The organism is Limosilactobacillus gastricus PS3, assembly GCF_000247775.1.
GTDB lineage: Bacteria > Bacillota > Bacilli > Lactobacillales > Lactobacillaceae > Limosilactobacillus > Limosilactobacillus gastricus_A.
On the sequence record NZ_AICN01000051.1, the window covers coordinates 1 to 18,805 of the forward strand.

Genomic DNA, 18,805 nt, shown 5'->3' on the forward strand with positions numbered 1-18,805 from the left:
TTCCCACCCTCATTTTTTGATCACAATAGTAATTACGGTCAAAAGCTGTCCCACGAGTCTAACTACGAACTCACGTCGGTCCGTTTCGTACCAACATTCGTTCTAGGTTAGCCCTATGGGACGCCCCATTGCTTTTTTCCCTGCTTCTTTTAATCAGCTAATTTACCATATGCTTCATCGTCAACTGGTTCTAACCATTCCGTAGAACCGGCACCAATTGCCACATGCGAGAACCAACTATCCTTGGTAGCTCCGTGCCAGTGCTTTACGCCATCGTGGAAGACCGCCACATCACCAGGATGCATCTTTTGCGCCGGTTGACCTTCAATTTGGTACCAACCTTCACCGGCGGTACACATAATAATTTGGTAACCGTCATGATGAATGTGCCAGTTATTCCGACAACCTGGTTCAAAGTTAACATTGGCAACCCCAACTGTTACATCATCTTTTGCTGGCACCAGACCATTTAGATAACTTTTCCCAATGAAGTATTGGGCATAAGCGGTATTTTCTTCCCCAAAACCAAACATATCATTTTTTACTGCTTCTTCATTCTTTGCCATAATTCATTTCTCCTTATTGTTCTTCTACTTTTGCTTTAGCTTCAGTGGCACAGCGCAAGGCATTCAAACTCCGTGGATAGCCAATTAATGGTAAGTTCTGGGAAATTACCTTAATTAAGAATAGATAATCATTCCCATTTTGAATATTAGTCTCCGCATGTCCTTCTAATTGTGGTTCCACGCCACCTTGAGCGGCTAAATAACAAAAGGTCATCAATTCCCGTTCTTGATAATTTAGACCCTGGCGCGTGTAGTAATCCCCAAAGCAATTATCAACCAACCATTTGTTGATATTTTGGGCAGCACCACCCTGACTCTTAAAGTCGCGCATTCCTTCGCCAAAAATATCGATTTGGCATTGCTCCCCAGCCGCTAAGCGCGTTTCGGGACTGGTCGTTGATTGACCAGGTAATGGTAAGTCGATTCCTTGAGCCGCAAATTGTTGATTAACTACCTTTAAAAATGGATAAACTCGTCCTATCCCTAAGTAATCAATCGCTTGGTAAGTAATCTCTTTGACCTCGACTGGACTAACTCCCGCTTTTAGGGCCGCTGGAACGTATTCAGCAAATAAATCGATTCCTTGACAGCCGATTAAGGTAGCTAGATTACACATAAAACGGGTCCGATCATCTAAATCGTCATTATTAACGACCTCGTCAAACATAAAATTATTAACGATTTCATATACTTCTGGATCCTTTTGGGCTAATTCTTGAAAAGGATCGTCTGCAAATAAGCGTTGCCGATATTCTGACGCTGCTGAAGAAATTGCCATCTTCTCAACCTCCTAATAAGTGCTAGCAATTTGATAAGTGATCAACCATTGACCATTAATTTTTTGAAATTCCATTTTGATTTGGAGGGGCCATGTTGTGACCCCGCCACCCCAAACCAAAGCGCGAACCAGATTTTGACCAATTAAACTAGCCTGATCCCCATCAATCACGACATCAAAAATATGCTCTTCTTGAGAATCAAAATATTTCATTTGGCCATTTTGAATCTGATCAATCCATTCTAATTTGGGTTGAACCATGCCAGTCATATGAACCAAATTCATGGACGGAGCTAAAATTTGATTCAAAGTAACCAGATCTTTCTTTACCATCGCCTCATTCTCTTGCCGATAGAGCGAAATAATTTGTTCTTCGTCTGACACTGTTTAACACCTCCAGCTTTAGGATACTTACAGTATAAAAGTATCGATTATATAAAACGATTCCAATTATTAATTCAATGCATAAGTTTTACTTATTTGAACTGATTTGCTAATAATTTGGCAAATGCTTCCACAAAATAACCGCCATTATCTTTATCCCAATAGGCAAAGTATTTTTGTAGAAACTTTTCTTGATGATGAACTAACGGTCGCGCCTGAATCACCGCCGAATTAAACTGGTCTTGCGTCCGTTCATTAACAATTACGTACCCTTGATTGGTCGCCATTAACATTTCAGCGGCTTCTTTCGTCCCCACAATTTGAAAATCACTGCTAATCCCGAGCGCTCCTTGATAATATTCAATGGTGCTAGTATCTTCTGGATCGCTTTGAATTATCAAGCAGGTTAAATCTTTTAAATCATCTACGTCGACATTCTGACGGTCTTTTAATTGATTAACACTTGCGGCCACCATCAAAGGACTCGCCGTTAAAAAGTGATTGATGGCCCGATCAGATAAAGCCCGTCGTTGATCGGAAAAAATCAAATCCAATTTTTGAGATTGCATTAGTCGGTACAGACTTTCGTGATTGCCACTTGTAATATTGATCTTAATTTGTGGATATTGGCTGGAAAAATCCGCCACTGCCTGTAGAAACTCGCCGGTCCCAAAATCACGAAGATAACCAACATTTAATTGATATTGATCCGGTTCATTAAATTGCTGAGTTCCCTTAATTAAGAAATCCACCGAGACAAGTAAATCTTTTCCATGTCGATAAAAATATTGACCGGCCGCCGTCACGGTAAAAGTCCGCCCATGGCGATCTAATAAGGCCACTCCCAAAGTAGCTTCTAATTCTTTGATTTGTTGTGAAATCGCAGATTGTGAGATATGGCATTCTTCGGCAGCTAGGGTAAAACTATGTTGCTCAACCACCGCAATAAAATATTTAATCTGAGAAAACATGTCACACCTCCTAAATACTTCTATTTTATCATGACAACAAAAATGACCCGCCAGCTTTTGGCGGATCTATTGGTTACTGACTATTCACTTACAATTACTTAGGACTTAATAGCTTCACGTTTATCCATCGCTTCGTAAGCAGCTTGGATATCATCCAATTGGAACCTCTTAGTAAAGACATGACCAGGATGGATTTCACCCTTTAAAACAGCTTCTAATAAAACTTCTTTATCATAAGTTGTTACGTTCGCAACTCCGCCCCGTAAACCAATATTACGCCAGAAGAGCGCGTTCGTATCGATAGTTGGGTTTTGAGGTACTCCAACCCGACCAACGATGGCCCCTGGGCGACCAACTTGAACCGCAGTTTCATTTGATTGCGCCGTTCCGACACATTCTAAAATTGCATCCGCACCATTACCATCAGTTAATTCCATTACTCTTTGAACTGCTTCATCGCCCCGTTCAGCAATAAAGTCAGTGGCACCAAATTCTTTGGCCAGCTTTTGCCGATCTTCATGCCGACTCATCGAGATGATTCGCTTAGCACCACGGAGTTTAGCCGCAATGACCCCACAGAGTCCAACCGCTCCATCACCAAAGACAACTACCGTGTCGCCTGGTTTAACTTCCGCACTGGCGGCCGCGTGATATCCGGTTGCCATCACATCTGAAAGGGTTAATAAATCGTTTAATTGTTCATCAGTATAGTCACTTGGTTGTCCGGGAATCTTAACCAACGCCCAATCAGCATTGGTAGCCCGTAAATATTCACCCTGGTAAGCACCGTCACTATTAGTTGGATATTCAGCATTCAAACAACTACCATCAAAGCCAGCTAAACAAGCCGCACAATGCCCACACCCATGAGAGAACGGTACAACTACAAAATCACCCGGTTGAATATGGGTTACGTCTGAACCCACTTCTTCAACAATCCCAATTGCCTCGTGACCGGTGTTCGTTCCAGTCTCTCGTTGGCTAATTCCCCGGAACCACCATAAGTCTGATCCACAAACACAGGCCCGAATAATTTTAATAATCGCATCACTCGACTTTTGAATCGATGGTTTCGTAACTTCATGGACCTCCATCTTACCAGGTCCCATAAAAACAGCAGCTTTCATTTTAATTTCCTCCATTTATTAATATACTGGTCGATCTAACCCCTGGGTATCAGGATCAGCTATCCCAATACTGTCAAAGGCAGCAAAATTTGGATCGGCAACAATCTTAAGTACGACATCCGCAATGCTCTTTCGTGACCCCGAGACACCAACATAAGGTTCATTGCGATGGGTAATAGTATATTTAATTTCATCCCGATCATTTAACCAAGGCAACCGTAAAGTTGTATAGTTCAAGCCTGAATCCTTTAATAATTGGTCAGCTAAAACTGGGGCCGAACCACTTGGATCACCACCAAAACAAGTTTCATTGTTCCAGCGACCAAATTCTCCCGGCACCTCATTATAAAGGCCGAGCAAACTAGTCTCGATGATCCGGTGAACCTGATTTTCTTGAGCAGCTTTAATGATATTTTTGGTTGGACGATTGCTACCAGTATCATCGTGATCCACTACCGCTGAAAAAATCAGATCTTGTCCTTGGGCTGCATTAACTACATCCGCTTCCTTATTCAGGTCCCCTTCGATCAGGGTAACTCGCGGATTAGTTGCTAAATTTGCTAAGCGATCAGCATTTCGTAAGAATAAAGTTAGGTTTACCGATTTAAAATTATCTTCACTTAAAATCCGTTCCTCAACTAACCGAGCAATTTGACCATTAGCTGCTAAGATCAATAAATTCATAAGGTCCCTTCTTTCCTAATTGATATGTCTTATTATATTTAGAAAAGAAAAAATGGTAAAATACCTTTTCAGTATATTACCATTCGTTAAATGCATACTATTTTAATAGGCATCTTCACGCATCCAAGACGGCCAGTGCATCGATTGGAGGCCACGGTCAAATTGTCTTAAACTTGCCAATTCTGCCGTACTTAAATCAAAGTCTAATGACGATAAGTTATCAACTAAATGCTGATGATTAGTGGTCATCGGGATAGTAACAATCCCCTGTTGCGTTAAGTATCGTAAGAGCACTTGCGTCGGTTTAACATGATGTTGACGGGCAATAGTTTGTACTAACGGAATTTTAATCATTTCCTTTAAATGACTAGCCCCCAATGGTGACCATGATTCGTGGGCAATCTGGTGTTCATGCAAATACTTGGCCATTCTAGTTTGCGGCCACAATAAATGGGTTTCAATTTGATTGATTACTGGTATGACCGAACTATTGGCTAATAGCTTATCTAATTGACGACTATTGAAATTACTAACGCCAATTGCGCGCGCCTTGCCTTCTTGATAAATTTTTTCCAAGGCTAAATAACTCTCCAAGGGGTGGCTTTGCGGCCAATGAATCAAGATTAAATCAAAGTAGTCAAAGCCAAAGCGTTCTAGGGACTCATCAATTCCATCCAAGGTTGCTTGATAACCGTCCATCCACGATTTGGTCGTCATAAAAAATTGATCTCGGGCCAGCTGACTATGTCGAATTGCCTCCCCGACTGCCGCTTCGGTTTGGTATTCTTGAGCAGAATCAAAATGGCGATAACCTAATTTTATCGCTTCTTCTAATAATTCCGGCCCCGTAGATTGCGGTAACTGGTAAGTCCCATATCCCAGGAGCGGAATTGTAACGCCATTATTTAGCCTTACTGTTTCCATGCCTGCACCTTCTTAATCTTCAATCGTCACTTCGCCAACTAAATCTTGATTAAAACAAGCTTGCACAGCCTTGATATCCATTCCTTGACCTAGGGCCCACATTAATTTAGTTACTGCACTTTCTGAAGTCATATCTCGTGCGCTAATGGCCCCTTTTAAGAGGGCCTCACGACCAACTTCATACTTAGTCAAATCACTTCGTTCATATAAACATTGGCTACTGGCAATTACCGGAATGCCAGCACTCGTTAGTTCACCGATTACAGCCACTAAATTTCGCCGAATAAAGTTCATGCCCCCGAGTCCATAAGCCTCGATGACGATACCACGACAACCGTGTTCCACCATCGCCCGTAACAAATCAGGATCAAATCCTGGAAAGAGCTTAATCAGGGCCACATGCGGATCTAAGGCTTTTTTTAACTGACAATCAAAGGCAATATCACGATAGGTTTGATAATCTTTCCGGAAAACCAAACCATCTGACGTTACAGTTGCTAAAGGCGGAACATTAACACCTTCAAAGGCGTCAAAATCAGTTGTCCGAACTTTAACACTGCGACAACCACGCATGATTTTTCGATCAAAGGCCACAAAAATTCCTGGTTTCCCAGCCATAGCGGCCGCAAAGGCTAAGCGTAAATTAGATTGAGCATCACTTAATACCACATTAATCGGAACTTGGCTCCCAGTAATCACCACTGGAATTTCAATATTTTGTAACATGAAGGATAGCATCGAGGCCGTATAAGCCATAGTATCAGTCCCATGCGTTATGACAATTCCATCGTAATTTAACCGGTTTTCATAAACTTGGTCAGCCATAAATTGCCATTCTTCAGGCTGAATATTAGAAGAATCCAGTTTCAAAATATCCCGGACATCTAAGTCAAAGGGCAGTTCCCCCAGCAATTTAACCAAGTCATTGCCACTTTCTCCTGGGGTTATGCCGGTATCTGATGCGACCGAAGCAATGGTGCCGCCGGTTGAGAGTAATAGTAATTTCTTTTTCATGATGATTATTTCCTATTTCAAGATATTAGGATTATCTTACACCATGTAAAAACGGACTTCTACCGTAAAGTAAAAGTCCGTTAAGAGGTTTATAAAATTAGATCGCCGTTCCTTGCGCTTCCATTGCATCGGCTACCTTAAGGAAACCAGCAATGTTAGCACCAGAAACGAAGTCGTCCTTCTTCGCATACTTTTCAGCTGCTGAAGAAATATTTTGGTAAATGTCTTTCATGATGTCATGAAGCTTATTATCAACTTCTTCAAAGGTCCAGCTTAACCGTTCTGAGTTTTGACTCATTTCAAGGGCAGAAACTGCAACCCCACCGGCATTAGCCGCCTTACCAGGTACAAAGAAGACACCCTTCTCTTGAAGGTATTCAGTTGCTTCTGGAGTCGTAGGCATGTTAGCCCCTTCTGCAACTGCAACTGTCCCATTTTCAACTAAGGTCTTCGCATCATCAAGGGTTAATTCATTTTGCGTTGCACATGGTAAAGCAACATCCGCCTTAACAACCCAAACACCTCGTCCTTCATGGTATTCAGCTGATGGTCGTTCTTCAGCGTAGGCTGTCAAACGAGCCCGCCGGTTTTCCTTAACGTCCTTAAGTAAGGCAACGTCAATCCCTTCTGGATCGTAAACCCAACCAGTTGAGTCAGAAGCCGTCACAACCTTAGCACCAAGTTGTTGTGCCTTTTCAATGGCATAAATAGCTACGTTACCGGCACCACTAACCGTGACAGTTTTACCTTCCAGGCTTTGACCGTGGTCCTTTAATAATTCGTCAACGATGTAGAGTAAACCATACCCTGTAGCTTCGGTCCGAGCTAATGAACCACCCCAGTTCAAGCCCTTACCAGTTAAGACCCCTTGGTAGCTAGTCGTTAAGCGCTTGTATTGACCGTAAAGGTAACCAATTTCACGACCACCAGTACCAATATCACCAGCTGGCACATCAACGTCTGGTCCAATGTGCTTGTAGAGTTCAGTCATAAAGCTTTGACAAAAGGCCATTACTTCACGATCAGACTTCCCCTTAGGATCAAAGTCCGATCCACCTTTACCACCACCGATTGGCAAGGTAGTTAAAGCGTTCTTAAAGATTTGTTCAAATCCTAAGAACTTTAAGATTCCCAAGTTAACCGTTGGGTGTAACCGCAATCCACCTTTGTAAGGTCCAATGGCATTGTTAAATTGGATCCGGAAACCATTGTTAACTTGAACTTGACCATTATCATCAACCCAAGGAACCTTAAAGAGAATTTGCCGGTCCGGTGTCGTTAACCGTTCTAGAAGAGCTTCCTTGCGGTAGTGTTCTTCATTGGGTTCAATCACAGGCCGTAAGGAGTCTAAAACTTCTTTAGCGGCTTGGTGAAATTCTGGCTGAGCAGGATTCTGGGCAACAAGTCGTTCATAAACATCATCAACGTAAGACATATAATAACCTCTCATTTCTTGTTTGCTGTTTTAATCATTTTTTAATGATTGTAATTATAATCTTATCAGGATCTGAAAATAAATCCAGTTTTTTCATCATAGGATTTTTCGTGATTTGATTATTAATTCATAGTTATATGTGTGAGTTCACTTAACTATTTTAACTTTCTGCAATCTTTAAGTTCGGTTCTTAGACTTTAAAACGCTTATTTGCCATACATTTCAGCTTCTTCTTGATCAATAAGCGAATCATTTTTATGACTCAACCCGAAAATGTAAACTAATAGGGAAATAAAAATCGTCGCCGTGACATACCAATAGAAACCACTTTCAATCCCAGCTGAGCGCATCCAAAGCGCAACATAGTTAGCGGTTCCCCCAAAAATAGCCACCGTAAGACTATATGGTAAGCCAACTCCTAATGCCCGAATTTCGGCAGGGAATAATTCGGCCTTCACAATTGCATTAATCGAAGTGTAGCCAGAAACTAAAATCAAGCCACTAACCATTAGTAGAAAGGCACCCCAAGCAGTAGTGACATGTGCTAGTAGTGTGAAAATTGGAACAGTGGCAATGGTGCCCCCAACTCCAAAGAAGACTAACAATGGTTTCCGACCAATATGGTCTGACAAAGCACCAAAGACTGGTTGTAAAACAATCATTACTAACAAGGCTGCGAAGTTTACAATCGCCACGACTTCTTTATTCATGCCAGCCGTGTTAATCATAAATTGTTGAAGATAAGTTGTGTATGAGTAAAAAGAAATTGTTCCCCCAAGGGTCAACCCAATGACGATTAGGACTTGTTTCGGGTATTTTGCCAATAAACGTAAGGTCCCTGACCGTTTGTTATGCTTATTCGCATGTTTAAATTGGTCTGATTCTTCCATAGTTAGCCGTAACCATAAAACGACTAAAGCACCAATCGCCCCAATGACGAATGGGATTCGCCAACCAAAAGCATATAACTGTTGTTCATTAAACATTTGTTGGAGCACAATTTGCACTAGCAAGGCTAACAGTTGTCCGGCAATTAAAGTGACATATTGGAAAGATGAATAAAATCCCCGCCGTTGTGGCGAAGCCATTTCGGATAAATAAGTGGCTGAAGTCCCATATTCACCACCAAGGGAGAGCCCTTGAACCATCCGTGTTGCCACTAAAATAATTGGTGACCAGATCCCAATTTGACTAAAAGTCGGTACAAGGGCAATAATCATCGACCCTCCAGCAATAATCATGACTGATAAGGTCAAGGCAGCCCGCCGACCATGGCGGTCCGCATACCGCCCCATGACGAAGGATCCAAACGGTCGCATCACAAACCCAATTGCGAAAACTGCAGCGGTTGATAGTAATTCAGCCGTCTGGTTATTAGATGGGAAGAAGGCCGCTGAGAAATAGATTGCGAAGGCTGAATATACGTACCAGTCAAACCATTCGATCATGTTCCCTAGCGAACCTTTTAAAATATTGGAAGCAATCTTCCGTTCGGTTCTAGCTATAGGTTGTTGATTTGTCATATCCATCTGAAATCCTCCTTTTGATCAGATTGATGATTCATTCTTATGAATGTAATTAACATCCTAAGACTAGAATTAGAAAATGTTAAGTCTTTTATAACTTTTGCGTAATATTTTAACTATCTTGGCATTAATGCATATTTATATAAATTCTACTCCCAATTAAATTTAATTTAATAAATCACAACTAAACTAAAAAAGGACCTACCAACTAACGATTCTAAACCGATAATCAGTAAATCCTTAAGGTTAGCGTTGCCCGCGATCACCATTATTCTTGAGACGTTTTGTATATTTATTTAAAGCGGCCACAATTCGGTCAACTTCGGCCAGCGTATTATCAATTCCAAATGAAAAACGTAAGGTTTCCCAAATTCGGGGGCTATCTTGACCATACATTGCCACTAAGACATGCGAAGGATCTAAAGACCCTGAAGTACAAGCCGAGCCAGCTGCCCCAATGATCCCTTCCAAATCAAGATTGGTTAATAAAGCATCATTGGGAACGCCTTTAAACCATAAACTGATGGTCTGAGGGGCCATTTGATCATCGAGATGACCATTAATTTCAAAATCAACCCCAGCTTGATTTAATCCATCAACCAAGCGGTGTTTTAAATTCATGATAGTGGACTTGATGGCTAGCCATCTTTTCTAGATGGAGACGCGCGGCTGTAGTCATGCCAACTACTCCCGGAACGTTTTCTGTCCCTGCCCGGCGTTTTAATTCTTGATCACCCCCACGAATAAAAGCGGGAAAGTTAATGCCACGCCGGCGATACAAGAAACCAGTCATCTTGGGTCCATTAATCTTATGGGCAGACATTGATAAGAGATCAATTTGATCCGCTTGAACGTCAATCGGCAGAATGCCATAAGCTTGGACAGCATCAGTATGAAACCAAGCTGAACTATCGGCAACAATTTGACCAATTTGATGAATGGGTAAATGACTCCCCACCTCATTATTAACCGTCATGATCGAAACTAAAATCGTGTCGGGACGTAAAGCCGCCTTTAAATCAGCTAAATTAATCTGACCAAATTCATCTACTGGTAAATAGGTAACTTCAAAGCCTTGTGCTTCTAAATCACTGAGGGGACGTAAAATTGCTTCATGTTCAAAAGCCGTCGTAATAATGTGTTTGCCTTCGCTTTGCCGGGCTTGAGCAACTTGTTTGATGACCGTATTATCGCTCTCCGTTCCTCCACTGGTAATCACAATTTCATCATCATATTGAGCATGAACGGATTGAGCTAAATAATGACGACAGTCCTCTAATACCTGTTTGGCTTGTCGGCCATAGTAATTAGTAGTCGACGCATTCCCAAAGGTGTCTTTCATCGCTGTTGTCATGGCTTCAATTACTTGTGGCGCCATCGCCGTTGTTCCAGCATTATCAACATAAATTCTAGATCCCATACTCTTTCCTCCCTGAATCAATGGCTACATTATAACTAATAATCGCTCAATCCTCTAGTTTGTTGATTGAATTCCAAACGAACCATCTAGAAAAGATCAAATAAATCTCCCTTTTATCTTGCCAAAACCTTAAGTTTTTGTTAAGTTAGTTTAGTTAATGTATATATAAAGGAGTATCTTATGTTAAAAGAATTTCGTGAATTTATTTTACGTGGTAATGTGATGGACTTGGCTGTTGGGGTGATCATCGGGTCAGCTTTTACGGCCATCGTTACCTCATTAGTTAAGAATTTGATCAATCCATTGATTGGGATTTTTCTAGGTCGGATTGACCTCTCCAACCTCGTTTTCAAGGTTGGCGATGCCACTTTCCGTTATGGTGCCTTTTTGAACTCAGTCATTAACTTCTTAATCATTGCTTTGGTTGTCTTCTTATTAATGAAGAGTATCAATACGGTCATGGAAAAGGCCGCTGCCCTCGCTAAATCAGAAGAAGATGCTAAGGAAGCGGAAGCAGAAGAAAAAGAAGCGACTGAAACTGATTACCTTAAACAAATCGTTGCCTTACTTGAAAAACAAGATAATAAGTAAGCAAGATCCTAAAAGGGTGGTAAGAAATGCTAATTGACATTTCTTACCACCCTCATTTATTATGATCACACTAGTAATTACGGTCAAAAAGCGCGCTCCATGAGTCTAACTACGAACTCACATCGGTCCGTTCCGAACCAACATTCGTTCTTGGTTAGCCCGATGGGGCGCTTTATTGCTTTTTTCCCAGCATCTCTTTTATTCTTCATTATCATCACGTAAGGATACCATTTCGGCCATCATAATCTCTTTATATAAGATATTGAATACTTCATGATACTTACTTTCACGATGTTCAATCATGGCTAAATAATCACGCTCCTGATCAAAAATATAGTGATAAATTTCATTCAGGAAAATTGTTTGATTTTGATCTAAGCCCACCACTCGACTCGCTTTTTGCCATTGTTTAATAAAATCTCGGGTTGAAGTTTGTCCAATTTGAGCATTTAAATCATATTCCAGAATTGGCTTCATTCGATCAGGTACATAAATTTCATTTAATTGTTGGCGAGCATGCTCCACCATGGCGACCCGCATTGAAGTTAATTCTTCGATCATTTCATCATCTGGTACGTCCTTGTCCAATACAAAGCGGAACAATATTGACGGCACTAAAAGACTCAAAATGATCAAGACACTCTCGGACATGATTGCTAAATTAAATTGACGCGTACTCAACGTGGCGTGCTCTAACATCATGACCAAGGCAAAAGTCACAGCCCCATGTACACCACCTAAGGCGAATAACTTGGCCGTGTGAGCTTTTTCCCGCATAACAAATTTTGAATATAAAAATCGTACAATGAGATTAGATAGATACAAGACGATCCCTATGTAAATCCACGTCCATGACCCATAGGTAATTTGTTCATCACGATAGGTCCGCATCAAGACGATCCCAAGGACTACAAAAACCACCCCGTTAAGGATTTCACTAATCATCTCAATTAAGCGTACAGAATCATAATAAACCATCGGATTTAAAAGTTTGCTCCGCTGCGCCTCAGTATTCCCTACTAATCCTGCGACCACCACGGCAATAATTCCCGAAACGTGAATTTCTTCGGCAATAAAATAAATCAAAAAAGGTGTCGCGAAGAAAATTACCTTCATGGGAGTCCCATTATTGTAGGTATTATTCAAAAAATTAACTTTTGAAGTAAACATTTGCTGCCGCAACATCATCAGTAACCAAGATGACACATAACCAAGCGTTGCGCCTCCAAAGGCCGAGATCAAGAAATCCATTAAGGTTTGTTGATAATTAATATACCCATTTTGAAACCATAAGGTTGCCATGCTTAGCAAAATTAAACCAGAAGCATCATTAAACAATGACTCTAACTTTAATAAGATATTGGGCCGTTTCGGCATAATCAAGCCATCGGTAACCGCGTCAGTTGCTGTCGCATCCGTTGGAATACTAATGGCTGCCAGTAAAAAGGCTAACGGTAAGCCAATCTTAAATAGCGATTGGATGGTAAAGCCAGCCACCAAAAGAATCACTAATACCATGACCACCGTCATACTAACAATAGATTTAAACTTGGTCGAAACCAGGCGTAATCTCGTGCTTTGCCCATCAAAAAATAGTAAAGGCGCAATGACAAAGCCCATAAAAATTTCTGAATTAAACTTCCAGACTAGGTCATTAACTACCGGAATCCAAACTAAAGCCATCCCTAACAATAAGCCGATATAATGCCCCGCAAAGTGAGGAAATAGTTGGCGATGAATGATTATCGCTAACGTCGATGCTGCAAGCAAAATTGCTGAAGATATCAAAATTTCCATTAATTGATCCTCGCTTTCTGGCCAAAATGCAGGGCCCCGGCACCTAAGTTTAATTTATGATAACTAACCTTTTGAAAGCCACTTTCTCGCATAACCTGCACCAGTTCATCGGCCGAGTAAAAAGCTTGCGCCGTTTTCTGTAGGTATTGATAGTCTTGCGGGTGCGCCCCAGTTAATCTAGCCATGTAAGGAAAAAGCTTAAAGTAGGCGCGCCAGCCAAGTTTGATGATTGGATTCGTCGGTTGTGACATCTCAAGACAAGCAAAGTGACCACCTGGCGCTAATACCCGATAAATCTCAGACAAAACTTGGTTAGCATCAGGAACATTGCGAAGACCATAACCAATCGTAATAATATTAAATTGATCATCAGTAAAAGGTAAGTGCATGGCGTCCGCTTGGAGCCATTCAATTTGTTGATTCACCCCGCGAGTAAGTGCTTTTTGTTTAGCTAAGGCCAACATCTCAGCATTAAAATCCAGTCCAACCACTCGCCCTTTTCACCCTGCCCGTTGCGCTAATGAAATGGTTAAATCTCCTGTTCCACAGCAAAGGTCTAAACAATTATCACCTTGATGAATTGGTAATGCTCGAAATAATTGTTTTCGCCAACGACGCTGAGTTCCTAAGCTAATCAAATCGTTCATCCGATCATACTGGGGAGCAACCCGTGAAAAGAGCTGATTAACCTCACTTTCAGAATGATGATTAGTTAGCGTCATAAAGTTCTCCTTTTCCTTGTTCTTGCACCCACTTTTGAACGACTTGATTATGATTAAATTCAGCAAAAACAGCGGCTTGGCGAATCGTTGCTTGAATAGTTAATAAATCTGCACCTTGTGCCTTTAGGATTTCCGTTTGTACCATATACAGTCGTGGGACAAAGTAAGTAACATGATGATACCGGGCCAATTGCAAACCAAATTTAATATAGTTTTCGGCCGTTGGCAAAAGACCATGTTGCCAATAATAACGCCCTAAAATGTATGAAATTGCAAGGACATATTCAAAATCGGTAATATTTTCGACAGCCGTATCGTTTAGTTGATCAACATAAGTGGCCACTAATTTAAAGCGTTCCTTAGCAGCAATTGCGTTCTGTTCGCGATCATAGACCAGCGCAAGCCCCGCCTGGCCCAGATAATACCAGATGGTTGATTGTTCCTGATCAAGTTCTTCGGTCACCAATTTAAAATCGGTAATGACCCCTTCATGGTCATGATCAAGTAACAGCTTAAGTAACCCCCGAATTAGGTAAAATTGCATTTGATGGATCAGGGTACTTTGCGAATTGATACTGATGTTACTTAAGCATTTCTGAACAGCGGCCAAGTTACCAATCATCAGGTCAATTTCAGCTTGTTTTAACTGACGATTAAGATAGACTATCGAACCCTTATCATTTTGACTTAACTCATCTAATGACAATCCCAAGCGGTTACACAACTGTTGTAAAATATTTAAAGATGGAATTTGACCGTTATTTTCAAATTTACTTAGGGTTGCTTGCGTACAAATCCCCTGAGCTAGTTGTACTTGCGAAAAGCCTAATTCCTTTCGTCGACTGACAAATCGATTAATATCCATCTTTGCATCCCCGCTTATAAATATCGTTACCTATAATTATAAAGAAATACTCAGTAAATATGAATGGTCAATCTTAGTATTTCTTAAATTAAGATTGTAGGTTAGAATATAAGTTAACATATGATAAAGGAACAATAAAATGTCACGCTCATTTATCCCTCAATATCCCGAATTAAATACGAATCTCCAAGCGGTTGCTGATTTAATTACTAATCGCATTCAAACAGCCGATCACCAATTAGAAACTGCTTTAAAAACGATGGCCAATAATGGTGGTAAATATATTCGTCCGGGTTTTGTCTGCCTATTTAGTATGATCAAGGGGCCAAATGATCAAGAACAATTATTAAAAGCGGCAGCCTCGATTGAAATTTTACACATGGCTACATTAATTCATGATGACATCATTGATGACGCTCCACAACGTCGCGGAGCCATTAGTATTCAAGCCGCTTTTGGTAAGGATATTGCGGTTTATTCGGGCGATTATCTTTTTACCGTATTCTTTCAATTAATCACTGAAGCGTTTGCCAATACACCGTTGCTTAAGGTTAATGCGACGGTGATGTCTAAAATTTTGAATGGCGAACTGGGACAAATGGCCCACCGCTTTGATCTCAATCAATCAGTGACCACCTATCTCGATAATATTAAAGGTAAAACCGCGGCCCTATTTTCTTTAGCGGCTCGTGAAGGGGCGTTTCTCGGCAACTTATCGGAGCAAGAAGTTCAAATCGCCCAGGTCATTGGCGAAAAAGTGGGAATGGCTTTTCAAATTTTGGATGATATTTTAGATTATTCCGATGGTCACGACATGAATAAGCCGGTTCTCGAAGATTTAACGACGGGCGTTTATTCGCTCCCCTTACTAATTGCCTTAGCAAATGATCCTTCCCATGCCATTCGCGATCTGCTAGCCAAGCAAAGCCAAATGACAATGGATGATCTTTTACAAATTCGGCAATTAGTAATCGCTAACGATGGCGTCAAAATAGCACATCAGACCGCTCAGCAATATTCTAATGATGCTTTAGCATTATTAGCTGACTTACCTGATAGCAAGGCAACCCGCAATCTAAAGAAACTAATCAACAAATTATTAAACCGTACTAATTAGAGCCGTAATTACTTGAGAGAAATCTCAAGTTTTTTTATTGATCAACTTACGAAAAATTTAAAATTCTGGTAGAGTAATCAATTGTGTGAAAAAGAAAGAAGGAGTTAATTTATGGAAAATACAAATGTTATGTCCGCTCGCGTGCAAGTGAAACATCCTTGGATCGCAATGTTCGGAATGTTGTTGGGCGCTTTTGTCGGAATGTTTAGTGAAACATCCCTCAACATTGCAATTCCGCAACTTGAACAGGCCTTTCACCTGCCAACCTCGACCATCCAATAGTTGGTAACGGGTTATATGCTAGTAATTGGGATTGTCATGCCTCTTTCTAGCATCATCGGTAAATGGTTTACGACTCGCCAAGTGGTCATTTTTGCGATTGTCGCCTTTATGATTGGATCGATCATTTCAGCCCTAGCCGGTGACTTTGCGATTCTACTAACCGGACGAATGATTCAAGGGATCGGGACAGGGTTGATTCTTCCAACCATGTTTGCAACTGCCATGCAACTATTTCCGCCCCAAAAATTAGGAGCCGTCAATGGGGTCATGGCCCTAGTAATTATGTTTGCCCCTGCGATTGGCCCGACTTTAACTGGGATCATCTTAGGGATCGCATCCTGGCGTTGGATTTTTTGGACTTTCGTCATCTTTTTAGCAATCGCCTTAATCTTCTCAATCTGTTTTGTTAAAAATGTCGGTCAACAAACTAAACCGCCCGTTGATTTATTATCAATTTGCGAATCAATCATTGGTTTCTCCGGAATTGTGGCGGGAGCTAGTTTAGCTAGTGAATTAGGCTGGCTATCTTGGCAAGTTCTCACCTGCTTAGTTGTTGGGATCGTCGTCTTTATTCTTTACTGTACTCGACAATTAAAATTAGCGAATCCAATTCTCAATCTTAAGGTCATGCGCAATTCCAGTTTCTCCTTAGGAGTTGCAGTTGTTATGCTCGACTTTGGAATCATCCTTTCCGCAATGTACTTAATGCCCCAATTCATCCAAAATGCAATGGGCATTGCAGTAGCCCTAACAGGTATAATCATGTTACCAGGAGGCATCATTAACGCGCTTGTTTCGGCAATTGCTGGTCGGATGTATGATCAGGTTGGTGCTAAGCTTCCCGCCACGATTGGCTTCATCGTTACTTTTGTTGGAGCATTAATGCTAGCGATTGCTGGTCCTTCATCATCCATTCCTTACATAATCATTGCCCATGTAGTTTTGATGATTGGAGCGCCATTAGCCATGTCACCAGCTCAAACTAGTGCTTTAAACTCCCTCCAAGGTCCTGAAGCCGGCGACGGTAGTACCATTATGAATACTTTACAACAAGTTGTAGGAGCCTTAGCGACGGCCTTAGCAACTAGTTTCATGGGGATGGGACAAGCAGCAAGTCATGGGTCATCCGCCGCTCGTTTTGCCAATGGTGCCCACTATGGTTTCTGTTTTACGATCGCCTTAATTGTAATCGCCTTGATCCTATCATTTAAACTTAAGGGTCGAAAAGCTCAAACCCGTAGTACAGATATTGATCTCGACCAATTTAAATAATTTAGATACCCGATATAAAAAACCTGCGACCACTGGGCCGCAGGTTTTTTTATGATGTCTAATCTTAATATTGGTAAGGTAAAAATGCTCCGTGTTTCCGAGCAATTCGTTCAATTTCACTTTGGTCATTCTTCTTCGGGACGTAGAAAATCACCCCATCTTCAGCCACGAATACTTGATATTCTGATGCAACTGGTTTAATAAAACTGGGTACTGTTAATGTGTTTGATGTCCCCACACGTCTTAATTTAACTGTCATCTTCTCACCTCACATGATGTCTAAATAGATAAAATATTACATATTTGGTTCATTATATTATCATCCATCATAGGCAATCAGACTACCCAAATTAATTGATTTGCGTATATATTATATATTCTTATTGTAACAATAATAATGGATATTTAAACTGCATCACGATAATTTTAGCGATATTCTTAACCATAATTATAGGAATTATATAAAGATACACTAATTTAGATAATGAGTATTTTTACTAAAATAAAATGAAAACCCGCCCCTTTTGATTCCTCAAATGGCGAGTTCATCTTAAGATTTAAATGTTTAAATCCAAGGCTAAACCTTGTTGATGTAAAGCAGCTACAATCTCATCACGCTTTGTAACCTGTTGATTCAACTTATCGCTATTAATCTGATTGGTAAATGTATCGACCCGCTGATTAGCGTTTCGTAAATCGTAATAAGTATTTACAACCTGGTCGTAATCCGGCATTAAGTCCATTGGCATCGTCTTAGGATAATCGTTTTCAAAAGCCATTAATGATAACGGTAACCGCGGTTTTAATTGCGGATCTTGATCCGGGATTCCAATTTGCAGACCTAAGATTGGGAAGGCCATCTTTGGCAAGCCTAAAACTTCAATTAATTTTTGCGAATCATTCTTAATAGACCCTAAGACGACCCCACCGAGTCCCATACTTTCGACCGCATTCAACACGTTTTGGGTAGCTAATACTGTATCTTCAACAGCTTGTAAAAAGATATCCGTAGTATGTAAGCGACCATCATTATTTCCAGCTTGTTGACGAATTAATTGGTTGCGATGCAAATCAGCAATAAAAATTAATAGATCGCCATTGGCACCAACGTAGGGTTGATGACATATTTCCCGGACGGCGGCCCGTTTTTTCTCATCCGTCAAATGTAAAATCGTCATTTGTTGCATAAACATACTGGTGGAAGTTTGCCGGGCCACCTCATATAGGGTCGTCAGTTGTTCGGCCGACAATGTGGTGGGCTTAAATTGACGGATAGAACGGTGATTTAATTGGTGTTTGATTGTTTCGTTTTCAATCATAAAGGGATCCC

The 18,805-nt window shown here is 40.9% G+C and carries 16 protein-coding genes and 3 pseudogenes; 3 read left to right on the forward strand and 16 right to left on the reverse strand.

The window, feature by feature from the left end; genetic code table 11:
- Nucleotides 1-149: 149 nt before the first annotated feature.
- From PS3_RS05875 to PS3_RS05925, 11 genes and pseudogenes are all read right to left on the reverse strand, one after another.
- The gene (locus PS3_RS05875; RefSeq protein ID WP_007122351.1) at nt 150-566 is read right to left on the reverse strand and encodes a cupin domain-containing protein; all 417 of its coding nucleotides are present in this window, start codon (nt 564-566) and stop codon (nt 150-152) included.
- Between the two features lie 13 nt (nt 567-579).
- Nucleotides 580-1,344: a carboxymuconolactone decarboxylase family protein gene (locus PS3_RS05880; RefSeq protein WP_040468351.1), complete on the reverse strand. Its 765-nt coding sequence runs from the start codon at nt 1,342-1,344 to the stop codon at nt 580-582.
- Between the two features lie 12 nt (nt 1,345-1,356).
- Nucleotides 1,357-1,728, reverse strand: a complete 372-nt coding sequence (locus tag PS3_RS05885) for a nuclear transport factor 2 family protein (protein WP_040468352.1) — start codon at nt 1,726-1,728, stop codon at nt 1,357-1,359.
- Nucleotides 1,729-1,820: 92 nt separating this feature from the next.
- Nucleotides 1,821-2,699, reverse strand: coding sequence for a LysR family transcriptional regulator (locus tag PS3_RS05890; RefSeq protein WP_040468353.1), 879 nt, complete (start codon nt 2,697-2,699; stop codon nt 1,821-1,823).
- Between the two features lie 98 nt (nt 2,700-2,797).
- Complete coding sequence (locus PS3_RS05895; protein WP_040468355.1) at nt 2,798-3,826, reverse strand: zinc-dependent alcohol dehydrogenase family protein; 1,029 nt, start codon at nt 3,824-3,826, stop codon at nt 2,798-2,800.
- A gap of 18 nt (nt 3,827-3,844) precedes the next feature.
- Nucleotides 3,845-4,510 (reverse strand): NAD(P)H-binding protein, encoded by a 666-nt coding sequence (locus PS3_RS05900; protein ID WP_007122353.1) that lies wholly within the window; start codon nt 4,508-4,510, stop codon nt 3,845-3,847.
- Between the two features lie 102 nt (nt 4,511-4,612).
- The gene (locus PS3_RS05905; protein WP_007122354.1) at nt 4,613-5,434 is read right to left on the reverse strand and encodes an aldo/keto reductase; all 822 of its coding nucleotides are present in this window, start codon (nt 5,432-5,434) and stop codon (nt 4,613-4,615) included.
- Between the two features lie 12 nt (nt 5,435-5,446).
- Nucleotides 5,447-6,448: an asparaginase gene (locus PS3_RS05910; protein ID WP_040468357.1), complete on the reverse strand. Its 1,002-nt coding sequence runs from the start codon at nt 6,446-6,448 to the stop codon at nt 5,447-5,449.
- 97 nt (nt 6,449-6,545) lie between these two features.
- Nucleotides 6,546-7,883 (reverse strand): NADP-specific glutamate dehydrogenase, encoded by a 1,338-nt coding sequence (gene gdhA / locus PS3_RS05915; RefSeq protein WP_007122355.1) that lies wholly within the window; start codon nt 7,881-7,883, stop codon nt 6,546-6,548.
- A gap of 206 nt (nt 7,884-8,089) precedes the next feature.
- Nucleotides 8,090-9,406 (reverse strand): MFS transporter, encoded by a 1,317-nt coding sequence (locus PS3_RS05920; protein WP_007122356.1) that lies wholly within the window; start codon nt 9,404-9,406, stop codon nt 8,090-8,092.
- A 249-nt stretch (nt 9,407-9,655) separates the two neighbouring features.
- Nucleotides 9,656-10,829 (reverse strand): annotated as a pseudogene (locus PS3_RS05925) (cysteine desulfurase family protein).
- Between the two features lie 180 nt (nt 10,830-11,009).
- Here PS3_RS05925 and mscL point away from each other — a divergent pair.
- Nucleotides 11,010-11,420, forward strand: coding sequence for a large-conductance mechanosensitive channel protein MscL (gene mscL, locus PS3_RS05930; protein WP_007122357.1), 411 nt, complete (start codon nt 11,010-11,012; stop codon nt 11,418-11,420).
- A 198-nt stretch (nt 11,421-11,618) separates the two neighbouring features.
- On the opposite strand, the gene PS3_RS05935 is transcribed toward mscL, so the two are convergent.
- From PS3_RS05935 to PS3_RS05945, 3 genes and pseudogenes are all read right to left on the reverse strand, one after another.
- On the reverse strand, nt 11,619-13,217 hold the full coding sequence (locus PS3_RS05935; RefSeq protein WP_040468359.1) for a cation:proton antiporter: 1,599 nt from the start codon (nt 13,215-13,217) through the stop codon (nt 11,619-11,621).
- A pseudogene (gene ubiE, locus PS3_RS05940) lies at nt 13,217-13,939 on the reverse strand (bifunctional demethylmenaquinone methyltransferase/2-methoxy-6-polyprenyl-1,4-benzoquinol methylase UbiE). The gene PS3_RS05935 and the pseudogene ubiE overlap by 1 nt, the downstream one beginning before the upstream one ends.
- Nucleotides 13,926-14,804, reverse strand: coding sequence for a helix-turn-helix domain-containing protein (locus tag PS3_RS05945; RefSeq protein ID WP_007122359.1), 879 nt, complete (start codon nt 14,802-14,804; stop codon nt 13,926-13,928). Before PS3_RS05945 ends, ubiE begins: the two are co-directional and overlap by 14 nt.
- A 139-nt stretch (nt 14,805-14,943) precedes the next feature.
- Between PS3_RS05945 and PS3_RS05950 the strand changes: the two genes are divergently transcribed.
- Both PS3_RS05950 and PS3_RS05955 read left to right on the forward strand, forming a co-directional pair.
- On the forward strand, nt 14,944-15,921 hold the full coding sequence (locus PS3_RS05950) for a polyprenyl synthetase family protein (protein WP_007122360.1): 978 nt from the start codon (nt 14,944-14,946) through the stop codon (nt 15,919-15,921).
- A gap of 111 nt (nt 15,922-16,032) precedes the next feature.
- Nucleotides 16,033-17,475: pseudogene (locus PS3_RS05955) on the forward strand (DHA2 family efflux MFS transporter permease subunit).
- Between the two features lie 64 nt (nt 17,476-17,539).
- Here PS3_RS05955 and PS3_RS05960 read toward each other — a convergent pair.
- The gene (locus tag PS3_RS05960) at nt 17,540-17,734 is read right to left on the reverse strand and encodes a hypothetical protein (protein ID WP_050950862.1); all 195 of its coding nucleotides are present in this window, start codon (nt 17,732-17,734) and stop codon (nt 17,540-17,542) included.
- A 298-nt stretch (nt 17,735-18,032) separates the two neighbouring features.
- A complete protein-coding gene (locus PS3_RS05965) occupies nt 18,033-18,794 on the reverse strand; it encodes an NADPH-dependent oxidoreductase (RefSeq protein ID WP_007122361.1) in 762 nt (253 codons plus the stop codon).
- Nucleotides 18,795-18,805 lie beyond the last annotated feature (11 nt).